Source organism: Pedobacter petrophilus, assembly GCF_009674725.1.
GTDB classification, from domain to species: Bacteria; Bacteroidota; Bacteroidia; order Sphingobacteriales; family Sphingobacteriaceae; genus Pedobacter; species Pedobacter petrophilus.
Genome location: NZ_WKKH01000002.1, coordinates 31,162 through 51,330, shown reverse-complemented (window position 1 = coordinate 51,330; position 20,169 = coordinate 31,162). Strand labels below are relative to the sequence as shown.

Here is a 20,169-nt window from a genome sequence, read left to right as displayed (position 1 = left end):
GTTAGAAGAATTATCGTTCTATTTCACTGCTTTTAGAAACATCGTCATCCCGCTGGTTTTCCCAGGGAAAGCGCTCCTCGGTATTGGATGCGTTGATCTCACTTTTTTGAGAAACCGTTTGCTGTATAGACGTATCGGTGCTCTTTTCCTTTTCTACTTTAGGGAAGATTTCATCCTGGCGAATAGGCACCATATTTTTATCATAAACATCGAGCCCCTTATATTGAGGATTCGCAGTTATAAATACTGGAACTGTTTTTTTGCCCACTAACATATCAGCCTGTGCCATATGACCACTTCGAAGCATTTTCATCAAACCATCTTTACCCGGATCTGTCAATCCCTTGAAAGGATACTTATCAATAGCATCAGATAGCTCAAATTTAAACTCAGGATAGAATTTTTTCAGGGGATGATTGCCATAAGCATCCTGCACATCAAGGCTCAGCTTAAACCACACCTTTTTCTTTTCAGAGGCCTCGCTGCTCTCTGATTTGATATAAACATCCCTTTCAAGAGAATTCCCAGAGAGAAGTTTATATGCCTGAAGGGCGGTGATACGGTTGTCCCTTTCCAGATCAAAAACCTGTTTGATTGGTAAAGCACTGCCGGCTTTCAACAGGCTTACTTCGTAATCATTCAAAAAATACATATCGCTCTGCTTCGAGCGGTTGAAGTTTAGCATGAAGCGGACCTGATCTGTCCCAAGTGCTGGGTTCTTTTTCATCTGGGCAGATGAGTAGGCTTGATTCACCCCTAGCGTAAATGCTGGGATCTCCCTGGATATTGCGGATTCAAGCACATCGTTAAGCTTGATTCCAAAACCAAGATAATCAAGGCTCTTTTTTAGGTATTCTAAATTTTGCTCATTCATAAAAAATAAAAAAATGGTTAAAAAATTAAAAGAGGCTGAGCTGCTGCTCAGGCTGAGGAGGTTCATAACCATTTTCTCTTGCTAGATGTTCACCAAGAGAAACGGCCAGCTCCTCAATGGATTTGTACTCGCAATCCTTTAAGAAAGCTGAAAAGAGAAAATGCGAACGGTAACCTGTTGAAGATATCACGTGTGAATTTGATCTGAATTCTAAGTGTACCACTAATGGTTCCTTGTCATCTTTTCTACTCTCAGGCCAGTTGTATACGTAATCTACATTTACCTCAAATCCAAATACTTTGATATCAAGACTGATATTCTGCTTAAAAATTTCCGGTATCATGAGGGGCAATTATTATAGACTTTTAGAAGCTTCACATTGGTTCTAAAGCCTGTGAGCCTGCAAAATCTATTAAGAGAAAAAATAGAAGCAGCACATGAAAATTCTGCATATCTGAATATGAAATGCACATGATCCGAATAGACACAAAAAGTTGCATCCAGGCCTTTTAGCCATAAAGAAATTTTGCAGGTTAAAACAATAGCCGGTAGATCGTTTCCGAAAACAGTTATAAATTTTGCATTGCGGAAAGCTGCACGGATAGTATCTATATTTCTGGGAGTGATCAGAAAATCCACTGCCACCAAAGCGACATACTTAAATCTCAATATAATTCGCCCGTACAAAATTTCTAGGACATCTCCCTTCTCATAAAATAGATAGACTGTACGAATACTAATCTTCGGCAGCCCTCCTGGGATTAAGTAACGAAAACTATCTTGGTCAATCCAATCATCGTCCATTTTTATCTGGATATACCATGAGCATATCCTCTGGAATATTCGCTTTTAAATTCTTCAAGTTCTCTCTGTTGCAACAGCTCATCGGAAGCTAAGCCATCAGCTTTCTTCATCTCAAGGAACGCAATTTCAAAGCCAGGTGAAAATGGAGTTTGATGGATACTTTCATCCATGATGGGCGAGATATCCCTCACTAAAAAACTCGTGGCATCACCATCTTTTATAATAGTGAGGATAAGGGCCGTCCGACTGGATAATATTCCCCTGGGCTCACAGGCCCTATGCTGGATCATTGTCCCGTCCGAGAGCTGAACAATACGACCCAAAGCAAACTCTTCCTTTTTCTTTGCATCTAATTTCTCTCCGTTAACCTTAAATGGAACCTCTACTCCTGCCGGGTCATAGGATATAAACTCCCTGGTTTCACTATCATATTCAAATACAACAATTTTATTTGTGCCATCCGGAAAATTGATGGGTTTTGCGATATTCCTAAATTCTCCTGCAATCAGCGCTTTGGCTTCGTGATCCAATAAATCTGGAGACAGTTTCGGCTCCTTGTAAATAGGATGCAATCTAATATCGTGGACACTATCTTCATCTAGATTAATGGATAGTTTAGCATCAAGGCTGTCTATTACAAAAGCCTCACTGACGAGGTTTTGAAGGTTTATCAGGCCAGTTCTCCTTCCTGAAAGAAGTGCGGTGAGGTCTGTTTCATTCAGTAAGTGCTTGGCGCCATCGTATAGCCCTAACTTAGAGAGCTCTGCTATTGGCAGAGCCTCTTCAATAATTAAATGTTTCATAATTGCTTGTTATCTGTTTAAATCAGTTAATGACTGGTGCTCTCCTTGATCAATGTTACTTTGGGACTGCTGACTTCCAAGCTCGATGCCTGTCTCCCGCTTGAGATATAGTAGCGCCGCGTAAAGCTTATCCTCCCGGCTTAATGTAAATGCATTACCATTAAGACTTTCCTGCATTTTGAGTCTTCCCTGCTTTAAGTGACCAAGTACTTCATATACCGAGCCGTTATAGTGTATTTTATCTCCTGTGGTGAGATAGCTCTGCACCTTTAAGGGAACTGGTTTGAGTGCATTTAAGGAATCATTTTCTTTGGTGAGCTCCTGTTTAGTTTCCAGCCCCATGATATAGCCAAGAATACGCTCAGCATCCATTGCCGCCGAAAAAATCTCAAAGGGGTTGTTCTCTAAGATTGATATCCAGCTTTCCACATAAGCGTAATGCTGCCCCGGATCATGCCCAATACCAAGCTCCTGGCCTAAAAGCATGGACGCGATCTCCGCCTTCAACTCCTCGCGGGCGTATGTTTGATCGCCAAAACCCTTGCCCATATCTCGGTTGAGTCTATCGGGGTGACCAGTCCAGTGCCCCAGTTCATGAAGAAGTGTCGCGTAATATTTGTGGCTTTCAGAGAACCAGTCCTTATACGGTAGCGTTATTGAATCTTTCCTAGGATCATAAAAAGCATTTGCCGTATATTGATGAAGCACTACTGCTCCGGAGGATGCGATAAGTTTTTCTGCCCGCTCAATTGGTTCCCAGGTTGCTCCGGGTTTCCCGAGTTCCAATTTCGGCATTCCTTCAATCTGGGAAGCATTAAAAACATAGGCATTTCTGACGATTGCGCGGGAAAGTTCATGTTTTTCTTTTAGCGGGTTTCCAAGCTCATCATGAAGTACTTTTCCCGAAGCATCGCGTTTGGTTCGCTCATCTGAAGTTTTTACAAACTGAATGAGCATGGATTTTTCTCCTTTTCTTACCTGCATTCCACTTTCTTCCGCCTGCCTGTAGGTCATCCATCTTGGATCTTCCTTACCTGACATCAATAGCGAAATGACATTTATTCCCCTATATCTCTTACCGCTCTGAAAATTATAAGGTAGTAACATCGGTAAACCTGCGGAATCCCAGGGGATTTGCCAGGGGGCTGTTCCTGCTCGAAGCGCTTCGATAACTTTCTCTGCAACCTGAACATGCAGGGGCTTATGGACTCCTTCATTATTCATCATCCAGATCCTCCCGGTCTGCAAAGTCAGCTCCATAAAGCCAGGCCTCCTCTAGGTTAAGTTCGACCTCTTCCACCATTGCGAGCAGTTCCAGCTTTTGCCTCAATGATAAATAAGCTGTACTTTCCATATTATTAGATTGATTAATTTTGGATACTTCTAGGTAGCGAAGAATAAAAAGCAGAGGATTGATATAGACACCTCCACTTTTTAGGCTGAAATGCAGATGCTCACCTGTTACCCTCCCAGTTGATCCTGTAACTCCAATAGCTTGCCCGGAATAAACCTCCTCACCTATTTCAACCAAAATAAAAGATAGGTGACCGTAAATACTTTCCAGTCCTCCATGTTCAATCCTTATGAACTTCCCGAGTATGGGATTATAACCGGTAGATGATACCTTTCCTGCAAAAAAAGCAAATACCGGCTCATTTCTGGCCCTTAGGTCAATGCCCCTGTGAAAATCCAATTTATGGGTAACAGGATGTATCCTTTTACCAAAACGGCTATTGATCTTTATTGAATTTAGCGGCATGGAAAGTTGGGCACAGCAAAGAATAGAGGATAGAATGAGCGGTAGCGCACTGCATATTGAAACGCTAGCGCTCAACAGAAGCCTCTTCGCTGACATCAATGATCCTGTTTTGGGATATATAATCTTCCAGGGAGATCATGCTTCTTTTCATGACCTCAGGATTTTCGATAGCAATTTTCATTGCCGCAGAGGTATGCCCATAATCAGAATATTCCTGTTTCATATTGATATCGAGCAGTTCTTTAAATGTATTGCTGTCCATGCCCATTACTCCGGTCATGATTTCCTGATACAACTCCCTCTTATCTTTTAGCACAAGAAGGGCATCTGAGGAATATCTGCCCAGAGGGCCGCCACCAAAGCCAACACTAATGGTATCGTTTTTTAAATCAGCCATTGCGATTACCCCAATCTGGCCCTGTCTGGAAACAGGGTCTATAGTCAGCTCGGGATGTACCACCGCAAGCCGGCCAGTTAGTTCTTCCATAAGAATTGATTTTAAGAATTAGAAAATAGATTTGTTTACCGCTTCATTCCCCCGGCCATAGATGCCTTAGGGAATTCTTCTTTTTTAGCTGATGCTGAATCCGATCGGAACTTTAAGACAAGTGCCTGAATCTCTTCGTTTATGCGAAGAAAGTTCTTTCTTAAGGTTTCCTCCTTCTTCCCAGCAAAATCATAATAGACTGGCATATCGGGATACGCTTTTTCTTCCATCGCTATCGCATCCATGTCCAAATTCACCCTGCAGTTGATTGCTGAGGTCTCATACTTACCCGTATATTCTTCGACTGCATCTGCCGCCAGCATACCAACAAGCTCGCCAGCTTTCAGCGATGCAATCTTTCCGGCAGGAATCAGTGATTCGAGCTTTTCTGAAAGCGAAAGGGAGGTCTTAGTTCTATCAATAGATAAGCTTTCTGATTGCTGCTTTACCTTTCCAAAGAGCCGCTCCAGCCACTCGAGGGTTTCTTTATTCCTAACTGAACCCGATAGCACATTCCCTACGACCGAGGTGATCGTTGTTGCGGTATCCTTTCCATATTGCTGCTGAAACTGGGGCAATTCCTGAAGCCCCATTAGCACAGCGACCTTATTGGATCTTGCGGTAGCAATAAGATTTTCGATGCGGTGAACAAATAGCGTTGGCAGCTCATCAATAATCAAAGCCGAAGGCCTATTGCCTTTAGAGTTGATCAGCCTAGTCAACCTGTTTAATACAACCGAATAGCAGGCAGAATTAATATTCTGTGTATTGGGATCATTCGCCAGAACCAGCATGGACGGTTCGTTAAGAGAAGATATTTTCAAATTGAAATCATCTCCCGAAAAAACCCAGAACGTTTCTTTAGTCGCTAGTCTGGAAATGAAAACTTTTAGCGTGCCAATCTGTCCCTCAAGTTGATTGAAAGCTTTTGCCTGCCAGGCTGTAGCAAAAGGGGAAAGCAGACTTTTGAGTTCAGGATTTGTAAAGAGCACCGAAAAAATCTGCTCATAACTGCAGTTCAGAAAGGATAATACGTGTGGAAAGGTAGAGTATTTACCGCCCTCATACTGAGAAAAAAAATAGATACAGGAAGAGAGAAAGTTTACCGCACTTTGGGTAAAGAACTGATCGCTCCCACCTGATTTATCGCCTTTTTTCAAGGCTTCCACTAGTGCTTCTGCCGTTTCCCCGGCATCGGCAAGCGTAAGAATGTAATCGGGACGGAGTACATTTATCCTTCGACTGCGCTCGACCTGGGTTAGATTGATAACATGAAAATCAAATCCTTCTAGCCTGCCCGCTTTTTTTCCCAGCAGATAATGGTAATAGGCAATCTGACCGAGATCGGGAAATTTAAAATCGTAACAGCATATACAAAACTGCTTATAAATCAGTTGCCGAATGAAGGGCATAACCACTCCAAAGCTTTTTCCCGACCCAGGGGTTCCGATCAAAAGCGTGCCGCGAAAAATGTTCTCTACACAAATAAAGCCGGCATGTACTTTTTTCCTGTAGTAAAAAAGGGAAGGTATGTTTACCGCAAAAGGGCCATTCACAGGCCTCCTTGCCTGCATAAAGGATTCCTCTTCTGTGTTCCATTTATCCTTCCCGAGCGAAGAGCTGATAATCTTGGAAACATTGTCCATAGCTACATGAACGAGTATTGTTCCCACAAGCAAGAAACCCATATACCCTACATCGGGCCAATTAGTGAGGTAGAAAACCTGCTCCCCAGATCCAGCGAAAAAAAAGATACTGGCGGCCATGAAGACCAAACCAAAGCTGAGCGGATAGATAATTGCTTTTTTAGCGTCAAGATCCTTTTCCTTTTTACTGAGCGTCCCGATGGATACCAGAGAAATAAGAATAAGTGAGAAAAACCGGCTGTACAGAGGATGCTCATAAATGACAATCCTTGACATGCGAATCAAAAACCTGCTCAACCCAACTTTTTGTGCACCCGCTTCTATTAGCAGTTTGGGCGCGTAGACAAACATGAGCACATCTATCAGTAACGCTAGATAAATGGCAAATTGGAGGAAGCGGTGCAGGCTTTGTTGTTCCTTGCTTTCTTCCATATTAACTTATCTAAAAGGTGTCTGCGCCCAGAATATCCGAGTAGCGAAGTGTTGCACGAAGGTTTCTACCTGAAATCTGCTTCTCTGATAATTCGATACTGAATACCTTATCGCCCGGAAATGTTGCTTTCTTGAATGCATAGATATTCCTGAAAGATTTTTTGAACCGCTCGAAAGGATAAAGCTGAAATGTCGGTTTTAGCTCCACCGACTGTACATTGGTGGATTTATTGATCTTTTTATCCTCAATTTTGAACCTTAGCTCGTCTACCTCAAATCCCAGGTTGGTGGTGTTATTAAAACTAAGGTCAAGAAGAACATAATCGCCAAGGGTAAAAACCTGGTTGACTGTTAATGATAATCCAAATGCAGAAACACTTTGCACATGACCATTTTCTCTTCGCTTTAAAAGGGAAAGTGCATTAATTTTCAGCTCGGTTTGCGATAGACCGACACCCGAAACATCCAATGGCCGCATGTGTTGGGGAATAATTTCAAGCTGTGAGGTAATTAAATCAGTACCTTTAGGATTAGTAAAGGTGAGCCTGTACTGCGCAATAAAGGTTTCGCCAACAATGGTAACAATCCCAGCTTCCCCACTTGAAATCAGCGATCTGGCAGAATCCGGAACTGCTTTGATCCGCAGAACGTTTTTTTCCGGAAGATCACCAATTAGCGAGCTACTGGAAAGATCAACATAAGAAATCTTTTCAGGAGAGATAATGTGCAGAGATACCCCGTCAGATATTGCGATGACCGGAAGTTCTGCAATTGAGACTTGAGGTATTTTTTGGGCATAAAGCGCCAGTGAGCTCAATAAAACTTGAGCTATTATCAAAATTCTTTTCATAAAAATCTAGTAGGATTGTTGTTTTCTTTTCAGCTCTTCGGGATCGATTAGATAAACCTGGGTGTTGTACTTAACCTTAACCTTGTTAGACCGGATCAGCTTATTTACGGCTGTTGTGGTAGATTGGAACATTTTGGAAAGCACCCCCATAACCAGCTGATTGTTGTTTTCGGCCATTTGCTGTATGGAAATCCCCTGCGAACTTGAGCTGCCCATATCCCGGGTAAACTCCCTAAATGCAGAAGAGGGAACATAAATTCCGGCAAGACCATCATTGTCATAGATTTGCAGATTTACCGGCAAAATTTCCCCGGCATAAAAGACAGAAGAAATCACCAAAGATACCCTTTGAGCTGAAAAACCGGAAATAGTTGCATACAGGTATGTCCCTTTTCGGATCAGAAACTTGCCGGCCATAATATCATCGACGAGCCGGATACGGAGCCTTGACCCTGAAAATCCGGTAATATCCTGGTCTATAATGGCGGCAATAGGACGCTGTTCATCACCAGAAACTATGGTATTAAAGCCAGCTGTTGCTCCAACAGCCCTTTTGACCGAAATGCTTTTTTTATCTTTAGCATCGTTTTCAGTCTTCCTCGCCAGTCTCTCCTTTTCTCTTTTTTCAATGAATGCGGGATCATTCGCTTTTCCCATGCTATCCACCAAGGCCATCTGTGCCCGAAAAAGCTGCATAGGGTCAGCTAGGTCCCTAGCGTTATTAGTTTCTGAATTCACTTTGTTCCCCTGCTTGATTTTAGCTAATGCGGTGGCGAGCGCAAGGTCCTGCTCGGAGCGGCTGGGACTACGTGAATAACCTTGTTCCTGCCTGATTGAAGAGTATTTTGGGGAAAAATTTTCTGCACTGCCCGCCTGTCCATATCTTTTTTTCATCACCTGATCAATGGAATCGAGCATCTGCTTCTCTCTTGAATTGTAAGATGAGCTTATCTCTGCCCGCTCCTTTGGTTCTTCGCCAATACTCCCAACAGCGGTGTAACCATCTGCCTGCTTAAATTTGTTTCTAAAAGCATCAAGCTTGCCAGATAGTTCCTGGTTTTTAACCTGTTCAGAAACTCGGGCCACATTGGTCTGCAATGAATCACGGCCAAGCACCATTGCGCCTGGTTTCCCAAAACTGCTCTTGTAAACATAAAAGAAAAGTAAAAGGAAGGGCAGACAAATTATGGGCAGCGCATAACGCGGCTTTTTAACATCTATTTTTTTCATAAATCTTGATTTATTTTTTTTGTCCTCTGGTTTTCTCCAACTCGACAATCATAGTCACCATTAACAGGCTATCCTGGCTATTCAGGGAATCTTTGGCCAGCAAAACTTTCAGCGCTTCCCGCAGTTCAAGTGTTCTTTGGAGTCTGCTGACTGTTGCGCCAATCTCAGTTAAACCACTTTCAACTTTCAAAATTGCCTTTTTTTCTACCGGTGATTTTTTATTTTCTATCCGAAACAGGGTAAAGCATAAAAGAAATGAACTGACCATCAATATCACCATTCCCGCAAAGATCACCTTGGGATATTTCACAAAATACCTCGACAGCGTGGCCCAGTGCCGACCGATCAGCTCAGAGAACTCGTTTCGGAGCTCGGAAAAAACAGTAACTTTTCTCATTGGAATGCATTTTTATCTGTGGTTGAAATATCCCTGTTCTCTAGTGTTTTCCACCTGGTGATGAGCACTGCGTGAGGATTATTATCCGATCTGGTTTCCAGATCAACCAGACTGCCTTCAGTGATCAGAGACCTGGTAACACTCGAACTCCTCCTGTCAATTTTTTGGGTGCCGTAGTAGCGGAAATACATCCGCTTTTCATCCAGAAAAATAGAATCGGTGCGCAGCGTAAGTACAGCAGAAGAGGATAAAATAGAGGTAAAAAAACCTTTCTCCTTCAAATTATTATACTGAAGTGCACCGCTTTCATCGATTAGGTACATAGCCTGCTTCATCTGATATTCTATAAATTTATCATCGGGCACCAGGGAAAAGAATAAGGAGTGGAATTTTGCGATATGGGCCCGGTATTCAGCGGCCCTGTTCATTGCCACATCGGTTTGTTTAGCCAAGATCGGCGTTCCTGAAGGATCAAGAATATAAATGCTCTTTCTGGAATCCCTCACATAGCCATAGGCAAAAAAGGAAACGACCGTAACAACGGCGAGGCAAAGCGTAAAGCTTCCAAGAGAAAGAAACGTAGCCAGCCGGATTTTGGATTCGATACTTTTTATCATCATTTTATTATCCTCCCATAATTTGTCCGGCGACCCTGGTCATACTGGATGCGCCCCTGCCCATAGAACTAGCTGCCGAGGATACCCCCGAGGTTGAAACAATCCAGGTCGAGATGCTTGGTACGGTTAGCATGGTTAACGCCCCAATAATAAAGGTCACGATCACCATTCCAAAAGAGAGCACGCCATTACTGGCAAACCATCCCAGCTTTTCTAGACTTGCTTCTCCAGTGCCGATAAGTTCCTGGTAGCGGGTTATCTCCGCCTCGAGCGCATAATGCTGGAATAAAGAAGCTACATACATCACCAGATAGGCAATTCCTGAGTAAAGGTTTACAGAAATAAATCTGGCCACCCAGGTTGAAAATGAATCCCTGAAAGCAGGGAGAATGGATACAGCTACCGAAAAGGGTCCGAGAATAATAAGGATTGTCGAAAATATGATCTGTATAATAAAAATAATATAGGTACAGACCCTGAGTATCCATATTGCAAGGGTCTCCAGTAGCGAGGTGGCAAACAGCTGAAGACCAACCTCAAGTCTGTTTCTCATCTCGACAATCGGGTTCCAAACTTCTGAAAAGCCTTCCTTAACCGAAGATTTAACAGATTCCCATGCATTTTCATACCAGGTATCTGCTTCTGTTTTTGCCGTTTCGCTTTGGGCCTGGACTTTCAAAAGCTGATCGGCTACTTCTACCATGAGCTTCGCCCGCTGGAGCCTAAGATCATTTATCTCTGCCTGGCTCCCATCAAACATCGCCGATGTCTTTTGCTCAATCACCTCGGTCGGATAAGCGAGTACCCGGGTAAAAATACTCCACCATAAAATAACCATGGTCAATCCAAAAGGCCGAAGCAGCGGCATAATTTCAAGCTGCTTATCCCCGGAAATCATTTCATAGCTTTTGATGGCAAAGAAAATAAGCATAAAAATAGCGGCCAGCGCCTGGGCATCTGCTATAAAGGCATCATAATGTGTCCAGATCGTGTTTTTCATCTCATGCAAGAAGTGCATCATCCCTTCCTCATAGACTCCATTCCCCTGGAGAAAATTGAAGGTATCCTTGAAAGAATCAGGGACTGCCTGCACCAAAAAACCGGCTGTGCCGGTTATCATATTTAAAATATCCATTAATTAGAGTTTTGATTTTTTAAGGATATCATTTGCAATCTGGATATCGCTTTTTGATGATATTGGTTTGGGGACTTCACCAGTTCTGACTTTCTCCACTGATGAGCGGATAGCGAGATAAGTCTTTACCCTGGATTTTTTACTTTCCCAGCTTGCCGAAAGTTTCCTGAATTCGGCCAGCATCCTATGATAAGCCATAATCCTTGATCCCCTATCTAAAGTCGTTGACCGCGCTATTTCCAGCCTTTCCAGCAGTGCATGGCTTTCCTCTTTATACCAATCAAGCAGGCCCGTAGAAATCAGATATTTTTGTTCGGCAGCTGAAAGTCCTGAAAGAAGTTCAGCATCAGCCTGGGACAACAATCCCTCAAACTCATTGCGATAATAAATTTGCCATAGGGGATCTGCGAAGGACAATGCCGAGGAATAATTGGATGCTTCGCTTAGTGCAGTGTTTCGTAGCGTGTCTGCGTGCAGTTTGTAAACATTATCAGTGTTCTGCATAGCTGCGGCAAACATCAGCCGCTGTGTCTGTGGTCCCACCGGCCCTAGTGGCCTTAAATCGGTCTTCGGGTAGTTGGGATGCAGCGCCCAGGTAATCCAATATTCGGGATTGAGTCCCAAAAAACCTGATTTGGGCGTAAACTTAGCTGCATCCCACTGCTTGAAGACCATCCGCTCCTGTTGATAGGTAATGTGCTTATCGGTAATTTTCTTTTGAGAATGCCCCAGTAAAGAAAGTCCGCATAAAAGCAATAGCAATAAGAAACTTTTCATCGTTTTAATAATTTTGATTTGAACAGAATATCGTTTCCTAAACGAAGATCCTGGTTTATGAAGCCCTGATAAGGATTAAGAGATCTGAACACGCCATTCATTTTTGCCCAATACATGGATTTTTTCATGCTAAATACCAGTGCCCGGATAACGCGAAGTTCCAAGGCAATTTTTTTCAGCAGCGCGTCGCGCTTTTCAAAATCCATCAGGACGTTCTCACCTTCTTTTAGCACAAAAACCGAAACTTCTGATAATAGATTCATTCCCCTATCCCTTACCTGCCTGGAGACATCCTCTGCAAATAATAGAAGGCGCGGATCCGATCTGGCGATATCAATCATGCCGACAGTTTCAGAAGAAATTTCAGCAACCAAAGTTCCAATCTGACTTACCGCAATGGCACTCTTGAGCCCCTGGTCAACTTCTCTGAGCGAAGAGAGGATTAGTGACTGGACAATCACAACAGCGCCGAGATTCAGGTTAATATCTGAAAGGCGATTATTGATCGTATTCAAATAGCTGTTGTAGGTGTTTTCCGCTGCTAAGCGGACGGCGCCATTTTCATTCACTATATTAAAATGGCCCCGGTCAAAAACTACCCGTTGCGCCTGGCCTTGAAAAGATAAAAAGAGGATAAGAATAATTGAAATGGATAACTTCATAAGATCAGTTTTTTAGAATGTCTCTTTTTCGCAGGATATCATCCACCAGTTTTTTATCGGTATTGATAAAATCTGAAAAAGGATTGAGTCCATTTAGCACCTTTTTTCTCGATGAGTACTGCAGGGTCACCGCGAGTCCGCGCGACGCACCAGCAATTAGCCGCAGCTCAGCCAGCACATGAGAAAAGAGCAGCTTTCGATTACTTGGCTTCATCTGATTAATATCGCCGGCTGACAGTGCAATCCCATATAAAAAATTTAGCAGCCTATAGGCCTTATCTCCCATATCGATTTCAGACTCAATTGCCAGAATGGAGAGTATAGGGTCATTTTTGCAGAGCGTATAAATACGCTCCTGACTTCGCGAGATATCATTTATTAAGGGGTAAGCTTCAATTCCAATCTGGGCGGCATCAATAGCAAGGCCTAGTGTTTTAAACCTGGACTGAATATCCCGGTACTTATCCTTTAGCCTCACCATTAATGTTTTGTTTACCTGCTCGTTTGCCGCAGATTCAACCTGCCTATCCCTGGCGTCTGACTGTTTGCCATGCTCGGTTTTGCTATCCCCCACGAGCTGGTGCAAAAGTCCAACATTTAACTGCGCCTTTCCTGTTAGTGAGAGAAAAAGTAGTATCGTTATAAACACTGCATTTTTCATTGCTTTAGCATTTTGGCATTCCTTAAAATATCATCCGCTATCCGTTTATCAATATTAATATACCCGGCATAGGGATTTAGCGAATTGAGAATGCCGCGCTGTTTAGCCCAGTACATCGTTCGATACATCCCATATGCTACTCCCCTAAGGATGGTCAGTTCAGTAACGATCCTATTGAGCAGTTTTGCCCTTTCCCCAGAATCCATCAACGCATCCTTACCATCCTTCAACACAAAGGCGCTTACCTCGGCGGCGAGATTTATAGAACGTGTTTTAAACTCCCGAGCGCCTCCTTCGGCGAAAAGTAGAAGTACCGGGTCATTGGAGGTTATATTTATGGCCTTATTCACATCAATAACGATATCCTGCGAAATCTCATAAATATCCTTCACCGCAAGCAGGGATCTCATTACCCCGGAAACTTCAGAAAGCCCTCTGTAAATAGTTGACTGGAGATCATTTACAATTCCAAGCTGTCCCGTTACGGCAAGCTGAGCTCTTTGAACTAATGTGAGGTTATTGCTCGTGCGCGACAAACCGCTATTCATAACCCCTGCGTGCGCGGCAGTGGCAGCAGCTGTCGTTGGGTCAACATAAATTTGGGCAGATGCACCTAAAGCAAATAGACCAATTAAAAAACAGATGAATATCTTTTGCAAAATCATATTATAAAAATTAGCTGGTGATAGATGAATTGACTTTTTTGACGAAATCAGGCAGCACAAGACAGCTGATTTTCATGTCTGCAACGAAGGCCTCGAGGCCTAACGGGTAGGAACCATATCGGCTTACGTAGGATTCTACAGCCGTCTTTTCCGGTTTTTCTGTCGTGAAAGTGAGATACTGAAAAATCGACACCTCTACCCCATACACCTCGCCAGTGCTTCCTCGCTTGATGTAAACCTCTTTAAATTTCCCTCTGCCAGCCTTATTATCAAGGGCATTAATGGTAAAGATCTTTCTTTGTTCCACATCATTCAGGGCCAAAAGTTTGGCCACCTCATCATAATTGCCTCTGAACTTAGACTGGTCTAGCAAGCATATGGTATCCGAGCTTGCCAGAATTGAGTCCTTGATCACCGCATTCCCGACTATATCACCAAGTTCCTGGGTCACCACTATCGGTTCTCCCCAAAATTTCCTCATGGTTTTATAGAGGTATAAAATGTAGTTTGCCATTAACGGAGAGGCAATTGCTTTCCACGCTTCTTCAATTATGAGTGCTTTTCGCTGGCCTGAACGGTGCCTCATTTTCTGCAAAACCAGATCCATAATGACCAGTGTTACAATTGGAAAAAGAACCCTATTTTCTTTTATGGAGTCGATTTCATAGACAATAAACCGCTCGGTAAAATCAGAAGAATCAGCACTTTCATTCAGTAGCCTGCCGTACTCGCCCCCCACACAAAACTTTTTAAGCACGTACCTGTATTCATCGAGATCAAAACTGATTTTTTCATTTCGCTTAATTTCTTCAATCTTTGCTACCGAATAATGGTAAAAGGAATCGAAGCAAAGCTCGAAATCACCTTCCCCTAAAAAGAAATCTGAATAGTAGGCGGAAAGCACATTTGAAAATACGGTATCCTCAATCTGTGAAACATTCCCATCTGCCCCTTTCAACAGCAGTCCGATCAGCGTTTTTAAAAAATCCTTTTTCTCTATGTTGTATTCTGGCTCGGAAATCAGAAAAGGATTCATTGTGATGGGATTGCCTTCAGTATAGGTATAATACTTTCCACCGAAATAACTGCAAAGACCTGAATAGGAGTGGCCTACATCTACAATCACCACATCATAGTTGTAAAGCATATATTGCTCCAATAAACTATTCATGAAGAATGATTTACCTGTTCCTGAGCTCCCCAGAACAAACTTTGAGCGGTTGGTAATCCGTCCGGAATCCATTGGAAGATCAGCAGGATCTATGCCAACTGGAATCCCTCGTCTATCTGTAAAACGCATCAAGAATTTGGACGGCTCATCGCGCATCAGTCTTTCTTTATAAAACAGGCAAAGCGCAGCATCCGAAGTAGTCAGGAACCAATCGTATTTTTTTAGTTCGACCGCATTGCCGGGCATGCAGCTCCTGAAAAGTTCCATCTGGTTATATGCATTTTTAGATGGAATGATTCCCTGTCCAAATAGCGAAGCTTCGATAAAATTACAGCTGGTATCCAGCTGGGTCGCGTCAGAACAAACTATTATAGAATAATGAGCGTTGACCAGTAGCTGATTCTCCCGTGCAACATCTACCAGTAATTGATCTATATCCTCTACGCACATCTGATTGGCCGGATCGGGAACTCCCGAATGGCGCTTTCGCTTAAGTTGAAGCTTGCTTAAGGTTATGCCTTGCGAAGGAATTTCGATCAATTGGTTATAAACAAGGCTAGAGATTCCCGGAACCGTGGATAAAAAGGAAAGATTATCCATCGGAAATTCAACAAGGCCTTTACCATCATTGACTGTTAGGTATGGCCCAATGGATTCAGGCATATCGATGGAGTCGATATTAACCAGGCTCATACAGCGGATAGCCTTTTTTCCCAAACCAATTTCGCTTTCACCAGCCTTCAGGTTATTTAGCGAAAAATGCTCAGAAGAAAAATCCATGGCAAGCATCCGCGACACATAGCGTTCGATTTCTCCCCGGGATAACACCTTTGAAAAAACTGATGCACCCTTTAGCAATTCACTGACTTTTGCAACGTTGGAGATGAAATCAAGAAGGGCTTTTTTGTCATAAACATACATAGCTCTTCGCTTCACTTGCCTGGTCAAAACCAGATAGCTTGAATGATTTATATATCCCCGGCCTGCGAAATGCTCATCATATTTTTGTTGCAAAGGCTCACTTTGCGATGTTACCTGAAAAGTCTTTTTGGCAAATACATCCTGTTTCTGCAGGATATACCCCTCTTCAAGAATTTTGATAACGTTCAAGAGCAGATGGTGAAAAGCCCGGTAAGCAGCCGGATCGGCTGAATAGATGAGCACCGGATTTTCAATCGAGATAATTACCGAAAAATCCCCTGCCTCACCATAAAGGATGGCAAGCCCGTTCATCTCTTCTATTCCAGCGTATGGCAATTTAAATTCCTGTTTTCCCATAACCCCGCCTTAAATGAATATGATGAATAAAAATTCCTTTTGACCTTGTTTTGTCATGCAGTCCTGATGACTGTTTTGAAAAAGTATAAAAGAGTCCTGCAGCAATTGAAAGAATTGTAACTAGACCACCTATGTACATATTTACAATTGCTCCGGTCATCCCGCCCATTACCAGTCCAAGCCCTAGAGAAGAAATTCCATAGGCAATAAACTTTCCCTTGAAACCCCGATACACAAGGGGCTTTTGCAGCCCCTTGTAAACTGGATACATCCTCATAATTAGACCCCGAAAAAGGCCTTGATCACTACCGACACCAAAACCAGAAATAGGCAGGATCCACCCCAGCCCATGATCTCTTTATTGATGTCCTGATCGCCAGAGTTCCATTTAATATAAACACGTACGCCGCCTATGATACCAACCACGGCACCAATCGCAAGGGTAAGTGTAGAAACCGGATCTACATAAGAGGTCAGCGAGGAAGTCGCTGCGTTGATCCCTGTTGTTCCGCCGCCAGTCTGGGCAGTAACCGTCTGCACTAAACCTAATACCGTGGCCAATGACAAAAGTTTTTTGCTTTTTCCTGTCATAAAAAAATATTAAAAAGTGAATAAAAAATTGCGTTACAGTCTGAATAGTCCACGCAGGAATACGCCGATGAGCGATAAAAAGAGGCATGAAAAGAACCAGCCCATAACCTGCGCATCGATGTGGTGCTTGCCCATCTGCCAGTTGGCATAAACCCTTAATCCCCCAAGAATTCCTGCTATTGCACCAATAACCAGTACCAGATCGGATAGAGAAAAATACCACCGGTTTACCTCAGCAGATGCTGAATAGAATTCTGAGATTCCAGGCTGGGCGTTGCTCGAAAAAGTGAAGAGCATAAAAAAAGCAGCTAGCGCTGCTCTTAAATAAAACAAATAAACCCTCATGAAGATTTAGTAAGGTATTGCCCTGGTATGTTCAATTAGGTTATCCTTAGCAAGAGCGAAAAGATGTTTCAGGCTGATGCCTCCACTGGAAGCGACCGTACCTGTTGAAATAGAGGTAATAGGCTTTTCTTTTTTGTAGGCCTCGTCCACAGAAGTAACCTCCTCTATTTTCTCATCCGGTGTAATAAGTTCCGGAGTAAAGGTCTGGGTAAAGAAAAGTTCATCTTCTGCAATCTCGCCCTGCGGAGTTCTGGGTGAGAGAAAAAGGTCAAAGAAGAGGTTCAAGGAATAATAAACCAGATAAACAATAAAAATTACGATCAGAAAATTAGTCCAGCTCATGGGTCATATTTTTAAGGGTTTGAGAAATGTATTGATTTAGCCAAGGGTGGGCTTTGAGATATTGATGAAGGGAAAAAACAATGACTCGGGTCATGTCGATGTTGCAAGCAGTCTTTAGCTGCTTTAGCAGATTCAGTGTTCGCTTATCTATCCGGATAAGAATTTTCTCCTGCCCATCCATATTATATTCCCGAAGGGATGAGAGAAAGCTATCCAATTGTTTAGCATCTACAACTATCTCTTTGGAGCCAACCTTTTTATCAAAGGGTGCACTAGAGGAAGTTTTTACCAACAAAATTTTCGATTCCTCTTTCTGCTCTTCAAGCTTCGATTTCAGCTGATCGGCAAGTGACTTAATTTTGCTCATGGTTTCTTGCCTTTCTGCATAAAGCTGCTGTAGATAAATTCCAGTGCCGGCATAAAAACAGGAATCACGTTAGCAGGGATATGAATTGTACCCACACGCTGAAAATCCACGCGATCGGCGATATTGGGCGAGACTTTGCCAAACCTGCACAACACCCTGTCTACCTCTTCTTTGGTTTCATACTTTACAGTCGTTTTAATCCGGTTAGGCACATATACCATTGGCGAAAGATTATTGATCTCTCTGCAGACCAGGGAAAACAGCACGGTGCTATCAACAGAAAATTCATCATAATTAAATGGACAGATGATTAGCTCAGCTGCGCTGATAATGGGAATCAAAAGATCATCATCCATTTTACCTGGAAGATCAATAAGCACGAACTCATCCCGATTCTGGTTTAAAAGTTCAAGCAGTGCAGGAAAATATTTTAGATCAGAGGGAATGACCTCATAAATGGGATCGTTCTCCAGTATCTTTGCCTTTTCAAATTTCCCCGAAATCGATGCTTGATAATCCATATCCAGTACGGTGACTTTCTTTTTTTTGATCATGGCAAGATAGTAGGCCAGTAACAGACAGAGGGTACTTTTACCGGCACCACCCTTCTGGTTTCCAATTAGTATAACCATAAGCATTTATTTTTAGCGTGTATTTGTTCTGGCTTTCCTTTGCTTTCTTCGGTTTCGTCCCAGAATCTGCTCATCGTCAATGTCATCAGATATATCAAACCCTATAGAAAAATCTCCTATCGATGAAGTACCTGATAGTTCACTATCCCTTTCGAAAAATTCACCATTTACCGGAATAGATAATAACATTTCTTCATTTGGAACAAATTGATCTCTGTTGCCACCTGCGCCAGGTTCTGAATAGTCATATGGAATATCGACATCAATGGCAGATTGTCCAACTTCCATAAATCTGGAAAGAGCCATAATCTCGCTGCCTTTGAAAACATTTTTTCCGGAATGGTCTAAAACTGTATAACCATAGGGAAGTTTTTCATCTTTAAAATGAAAAATAAACTGAATACCAAATGAAGAGGAAAGTTTATCGCAGAGATCAGATGAATATCCCAGCAACCTGCCCTGTCCACCACCGGGAAGCTTTTCCCTAATTAGATAAACTTCAGCACTTGTGAGTGATCTGTATTTCTCAAAGATTTTCTTTAACTGTTGTTTTCTTTCTTGAGAAGAACTACCGTTTGATATGCGCTCATCTACCCTCAATGAGTCTATGCTTCCAACCTGTTCGCCAAACTTTGAAACCTTGTAGGATCCATCCACTAAATGCAAAGAATAGCCCTGCTTTTCAAGAATCATCAAAAACTGTGGGCGTGTAGTAAAGCGATATTGCAGTGCCTTTACCAAAGCATTTTCTGCGGCAACCTTTTCATCTTTACCAGTAAGCTTATTAAGTACCCTGTAAGCACGGATATTTTCAAAACTGTCGGAAATCTTATTCCCCTCCCGGTCTACTCTCGAAGAAACCATATGAATATGGTTATTTTGGGTATCCTTATGAAAAATGAGAAGATAGGGCTGATCGCCATATCCCATGGCTAGAAGCCATTTTTCAGCTAAGGTGACCAGCTCATTTTTGTCTAGGGATCTTCCTTTTGGAGAGATCATCGCATGAAACTGTGAATTTATCACTCTTGGATTTCTGGCCGCCATTGCAGATAGGTAGTTAATATAGTCCTGCGGTTTTACTTCCGCTAATCCTTCCAATGCCCCAAAGCCAAATACCTTTACAAGTTCACCCTTATTTTTTTCTACTTTGTTGGTATTGTACCTGACTGCTTTAAAGGTCTTTGACTTCCAGAGAATCTTAACGATCATATCTTAAGCTTTCAAGAGCCGGAGCAGTTCACGCGTTTTTTTCTCCATCTCCCTAAACAAAAAAATATAGTCTGAAAATAACCCATTGAATTGTTCGACAATACCACTGGATAGCATACCTTGTTTATTCAGTGCGTTTGCATGTCTGGCAAGTTGGTTGATATTGTTTCCTGACCTTCCTATCTCTGCACCAACATCATCTAAACTTTTTAAAGCGTGGCCTGCGTTTATTTTAATTGAAACAGATGAAGGTTTTAAAATCTTCTGTCGGAGAAAATCACTTTCCTTTAAGCCAAGTTCTGTCCAAAGGTTACAAGCAATTGCATATTCTTCTTCATTAACTCTGGCTTTAAGGAATCTGGATCGCTTACCTTCAGGTTTCAATGGCCTACCATTTTTTTTCTTAGTCATATAAAGTGTTTAAATAACATC

25 protein-coding genes are annotated in these 20,169 nt (G+C 42.5%); all 25 read right to left on the bottom strand.

The window, feature by feature from the left end; genetic code table 11:
- Positions 1-10: 10 nt before the first annotated feature.
- Positions 11-874 (bottom strand): hypothetical protein, encoded by an 864-nt coding sequence (locus GJU39_RS01460; RefSeq protein ID WP_209437574.1) that lies wholly within the window; start codon positions 872-874, stop codon positions 11-13.
- Positions 875-899: 25 nt separating this feature from the next.
- Positions 900-1,217, bottom strand: a complete 318-nt coding sequence (locus GJU39_RS01455; RefSeq protein WP_154278915.1) for a hypothetical protein — start codon at positions 1,215-1,217, stop codon at positions 900-902.
- Between the two features lie 463 nt (positions 1,218-1,680).
- Complete coding sequence (locus tag GJU39_RS01450) at positions 1,681-2,481, bottom strand: DUF4099 domain-containing protein (RefSeq protein ID WP_154278914.1); 801 nt, start codon at positions 2,479-2,481, stop codon at positions 1,681-1,683.
- Positions 2,482-2,490: 9 nt separating this feature from the next.
- A complete protein-coding gene (locus GJU39_RS01445) occupies positions 2,491-3,729 on the bottom strand; it encodes an ArdC family protein (RefSeq protein ID WP_245227651.1) in 1,239 nt (412 codons plus the stop codon).
- Positions 3,698-4,336: a M23 family metallopeptidase gene (locus tag GJU39_RS01440; RefSeq protein ID WP_154278913.1), complete on the bottom strand. Its 639-nt coding sequence runs from the start codon at positions 4,334-4,336 to the stop codon at positions 3,698-3,700. Before GJU39_RS01440 ends, GJU39_RS01445 begins: the two co-directional genes overlap by 32 nt.
- Positions 4,305-4,727 carry a hypothetical protein gene (locus GJU39_RS01435; protein WP_154278912.1) on the bottom strand — a complete coding sequence of 141 codons (423 nt, stop codon included), beginning with the start codon at positions 4,725-4,727 and terminating at the stop codon, positions 4,305-4,307. The genes GJU39_RS01440 and GJU39_RS01435 overlap by 32 nt, the downstream gene beginning before the upstream one ends.
- A gap of 35 nt (positions 4,728-4,762) precedes the next feature.
- On the bottom strand, positions 4,763-6,805 hold the full coding sequence (locus GJU39_RS01430; protein WP_154278911.1) for a type IV secretory system conjugative DNA transfer family protein: 2,043 nt from the start codon (positions 6,803-6,805) through the stop codon (positions 4,763-4,765).
- Between the two features lie 10 nt (positions 6,806-6,815).
- On the bottom strand, positions 6,816-7,655 hold the full coding sequence (locus GJU39_RS01425; protein ID WP_154278910.1) for a DUF4138 domain-containing protein: 840 nt from the start codon (positions 7,653-7,655) through the stop codon (positions 6,816-6,818).
- Positions 7,656-7,661: 6 nt separating this feature from the next.
- The gene (traM, locus tag GJU39_RS01420) at positions 7,662-8,885 is read right to left on the bottom strand and encodes a conjugative transposon protein TraM (protein ID WP_154278909.1); all 1,224 of its coding nucleotides are present in this window, start codon (positions 8,883-8,885) and stop codon (positions 7,662-7,664) included.
- A 10-nt stretch (positions 8,886-8,895) separates the two neighbouring features.
- Positions 8,896-9,282: a hypothetical protein gene (locus tag GJU39_RS01415; protein WP_154278908.1), complete on the bottom strand. Its 387-nt coding sequence runs from the start codon at positions 9,280-9,282 to the stop codon at positions 8,896-8,898.
- Entirely contained in the window at positions 9,279-9,902 is a 624-nt protein-coding gene (gene traK, locus GJU39_RS01410; protein WP_154278907.1) for a conjugative transposon protein TraK, read from the bottom strand. Before traK ends, GJU39_RS01415 begins: the two co-directional genes overlap by 4 nt.
- 4 nt (positions 9,903-9,906) lie before the next feature.
- Positions 9,907-11,034, bottom strand: coding sequence for a plasmid transfer protein (locus GJU39_RS01405; RefSeq protein ID WP_154278906.1), 1,128 nt, complete (start codon positions 11,032-11,034; stop codon positions 9,907-9,909).
- 3 nt (positions 11,035-11,037) lie between these two features.
- Positions 11,038-11,811: a hypothetical protein gene (locus GJU39_RS01400; RefSeq protein ID WP_154278905.1), complete on the bottom strand. Its 774-nt coding sequence runs from the start codon at positions 11,809-11,811 to the stop codon at positions 11,038-11,040.
- Positions 11,808-12,473: a hypothetical protein gene (locus GJU39_RS01395; RefSeq protein WP_154278904.1), complete on the bottom strand. Its 666-nt coding sequence runs from the start codon at positions 12,471-12,473 to the stop codon at positions 11,808-11,810. Before GJU39_RS01395 ends, GJU39_RS01400 begins: the two co-directional genes overlap by 4 nt.
- 4 nt (positions 12,474-12,477) lie before the next feature.
- Positions 12,478-13,134 carry a hypothetical protein gene (locus GJU39_RS01390; RefSeq protein WP_154278903.1) on the bottom strand — a complete coding sequence of 219 codons (657 nt, stop codon included), beginning with the start codon at positions 13,132-13,134 and terminating at the stop codon, positions 12,478-12,480.
- The gene (locus GJU39_RS01385; RefSeq protein ID WP_154278902.1) at positions 13,131-13,799 is read right to left on the bottom strand and encodes a hypothetical protein; all 669 of its coding nucleotides are present in this window, start codon (positions 13,797-13,799) and stop codon (positions 13,131-13,133) included. Before GJU39_RS01385 ends, GJU39_RS01390 begins: the two co-directional genes overlap by 4 nt.
- A gap of 10 nt (positions 13,800-13,809) precedes the next feature.
- Positions 13,810-16,248: a TraG family conjugative transposon ATPase gene (locus GJU39_RS01380; RefSeq protein WP_154278901.1), complete on the bottom strand. Its 2,439-nt coding sequence runs from the start codon at positions 16,246-16,248 to the stop codon at positions 13,810-13,812.
- Complete coding sequence (locus GJU39_RS01375; protein ID WP_245227649.1) at positions 16,229-16,519, bottom strand: DUF4133 domain-containing protein; 291 nt, start codon at positions 16,517-16,519, stop codon at positions 16,229-16,231. Before GJU39_RS01375 ends, GJU39_RS01380 begins: the two co-directional genes overlap by 20 nt.
- 8 nt (positions 16,520-16,527) lie before the next feature.
- The gene (locus tag GJU39_RS01370; protein WP_245227647.1) at positions 16,528-16,815 is read right to left on the bottom strand and encodes a DUF4134 domain-containing protein; all 288 of its coding nucleotides are present in this window, start codon (positions 16,813-16,815) and stop codon (positions 16,528-16,530) included.
- Positions 16,816-16,872: 57 nt separating this feature from the next.
- Positions 16,873-17,184, bottom strand: coding sequence for a DUF4134 family protein (locus tag GJU39_RS01365; protein ID WP_154278898.1), 312 nt, complete (start codon positions 17,182-17,184; stop codon positions 16,873-16,875).
- Between the two features lie 6 nt (positions 17,185-17,190).
- On the bottom strand, positions 17,191-17,526 hold the full coding sequence (locus GJU39_RS01360; RefSeq protein ID WP_154278897.1) for a hypothetical protein: 336 nt from the start codon (positions 17,524-17,526) through the stop codon (positions 17,191-17,193).
- Positions 17,513-17,893, bottom strand: a complete 381-nt coding sequence (locus tag GJU39_RS01355; RefSeq protein ID WP_154278896.1) for a hypothetical protein — start codon at positions 17,891-17,893, stop codon at positions 17,513-17,515. The genes GJU39_RS01360 and GJU39_RS01355 overlap by 14 nt, the downstream gene beginning before the upstream one ends.
- Positions 17,890-18,525 (bottom strand): ParA family protein, encoded by a 636-nt coding sequence (locus GJU39_RS01350; protein WP_154278895.1) that lies wholly within the window; start codon positions 18,523-18,525, stop codon positions 17,890-17,892. The genes GJU39_RS01355 and GJU39_RS01350 overlap by 4 nt, the downstream gene beginning before the upstream one ends.
- 12 nt (positions 18,526-18,537) lie before the next feature.
- On the bottom strand, positions 18,538-19,737 hold the full coding sequence (locus GJU39_RS01345) for a relaxase/mobilization nuclease domain-containing protein (RefSeq protein ID WP_154278894.1): 1,200 nt from the start codon (positions 19,735-19,737) through the stop codon (positions 18,538-18,540).
- A 3-nt stretch (positions 19,738-19,740) separates the two neighbouring features.
- Positions 19,741-20,148, bottom strand: a complete 408-nt coding sequence (locus GJU39_RS01340) for a plasmid mobilization protein (RefSeq protein WP_154278893.1) — start codon at positions 20,146-20,148, stop codon at positions 19,741-19,743.
- Positions 20,149-20,169: the final 21 nt, after the last annotated feature.

Bases quoted from the DNA above. Each gene is read 5' to 3' on its own strand.
- GJU39_RS01460 (WP_209437574.1), bottom strand. From the start codon at position 874: ATGAATGAGCAAAATTTAGAATACCTAAAAAAGAGCCTTGATTATCTT.
- GJU39_RS01455 (WP_154278915.1), bottom strand. From the start codon at position 1,217: ATGATACCGGAAATTTTTAAGCAGAATATCAGTCTTGATATCAAAGTA.
- GJU39_RS01450 (WP_154278914.1), bottom strand. From the start codon at position 2,481: ATGAAACATTTAATTATTGAAGAGGCTCTGCCAATAGCAGAGCTCTCT.
- GJU39_RS01440 (WP_154278913.1), bottom strand. From the start codon at position 4,336: ATGTCAGCGAAGAGGCTTCTGTTGAGCGCTAGCGTTTCAATATGCAGT.
- GJU39_RS01435 (WP_154278912.1), bottom strand. From the start codon at position 4,727: ATGGAAGAACTAACTGGCCGGCTTGCGGTGGTACATCCCGAGCTGACT.
- GJU39_RS01430 (WP_154278911.1), bottom strand. From the start codon at position 6,805: ATGGAAGAAAGCAAGGAACAACAAAGCCTGCACCGCTTCCTCCAATTT.
- GJU39_RS01425 (WP_154278910.1), bottom strand. From the start codon at position 7,655: ATGAAAAGAATTTTGATAATAGCTCAAGTTTTATTGAGCTCACTGGCG.
- traM (WP_154278909.1), bottom strand. From the start codon at position 8,885: ATGAAAAAAATAGATGTTAAAAAGCCGCGTTATGCGCTGCCCATAATT.
- GJU39_RS01415 (WP_154278908.1), bottom strand. From the start codon at position 9,282: ATGAGAAAAGTTACTGTTTTTTCCGAGCTCCGAAACGAGTTCTCTGAG.
- traK (WP_154278907.1), bottom strand. From the start codon at position 9,902: ATGATGATAAAAAGTATCGAATCCAAAATCCGGCTGGCTACGTTTCTT.
- GJU39_RS01405 (WP_154278906.1), bottom strand. From the start codon at position 11,034: ATGGATATTTTAAATATGATAACCGGCACAGCCGGTTTTTTGGTGCAG.
- GJU39_RS01400 (WP_154278905.1), bottom strand. From the start codon at position 11,811: ATGAAAAGTTTCTTATTGCTATTGCTTTTATGCGGACTTTCTTTACTG.
- GJU39_RS01395 (WP_154278904.1), bottom strand. From the start codon at position 12,473: ATGAAGTTATCCATTTCAATTATTCTTATCCTCTTTTTATCTTTTCAA.
- GJU39_RS01390 (WP_154278903.1), bottom strand. From the start codon at position 13,134: ATGAAAAATGCAGTGTTTATAACGATACTACTTTTTCTCTCACTAACA.
- GJU39_RS01385 (WP_154278902.1), bottom strand. From the start codon at position 13,799: ATGATTTTGCAAAAGATATTCATCTGTTTTTTAATTGGTCTATTTGCT.
- GJU39_RS01380 (WP_154278901.1), bottom strand. From the start codon at position 16,248: ATGGGAAAACAGGAATTTAAATTGCCATACGCTGGAATAGAAGAGATG.
- GJU39_RS01375 (WP_245227649.1), bottom strand. From the start codon at position 16,519: ATGTATCCAGTTTACAAGGGGCTGCAAAAGCCCCTTGTGTATCGGGGT.
- GJU39_RS01365 (WP_154278898.1), bottom strand. From the start codon at position 17,184: ATGAGGGTTTATTTGTTTTATTTAAGAGCAGCGCTAGCTGCTTTTTTT.
- GJU39_RS01360 (WP_154278897.1), bottom strand. From the start codon at position 17,526: ATGAGCTGGACTAATTTTCTGATCGTAATTTTTATTGTTTATCTGGTT.
- GJU39_RS01355 (WP_154278896.1), bottom strand. From the start codon at position 17,893: ATGAGCAAAATTAAGTCACTTGCCGATCAGCTGAAATCGAAGCTTGAA.
- GJU39_RS01350 (WP_154278895.1), bottom strand. From the start codon at position 18,525: ATGGTTATACTAATTGGAAACCAGAAGGGTGGTGCCGGTAAAAGTACC.
- GJU39_RS01345 (WP_154278894.1), bottom strand. From the start codon at position 19,737: ATGATCGTTAAGATTCTCTGGAAGTCAAAGACCTTTAAAGCAGTCAGG.
- GJU39_RS01340 (WP_154278893.1), bottom strand. From the start codon at position 20,148: ATGACTAAGAAAAAAAATGGTAGGCCATTGAAACCTGAAGGTAAGCGA.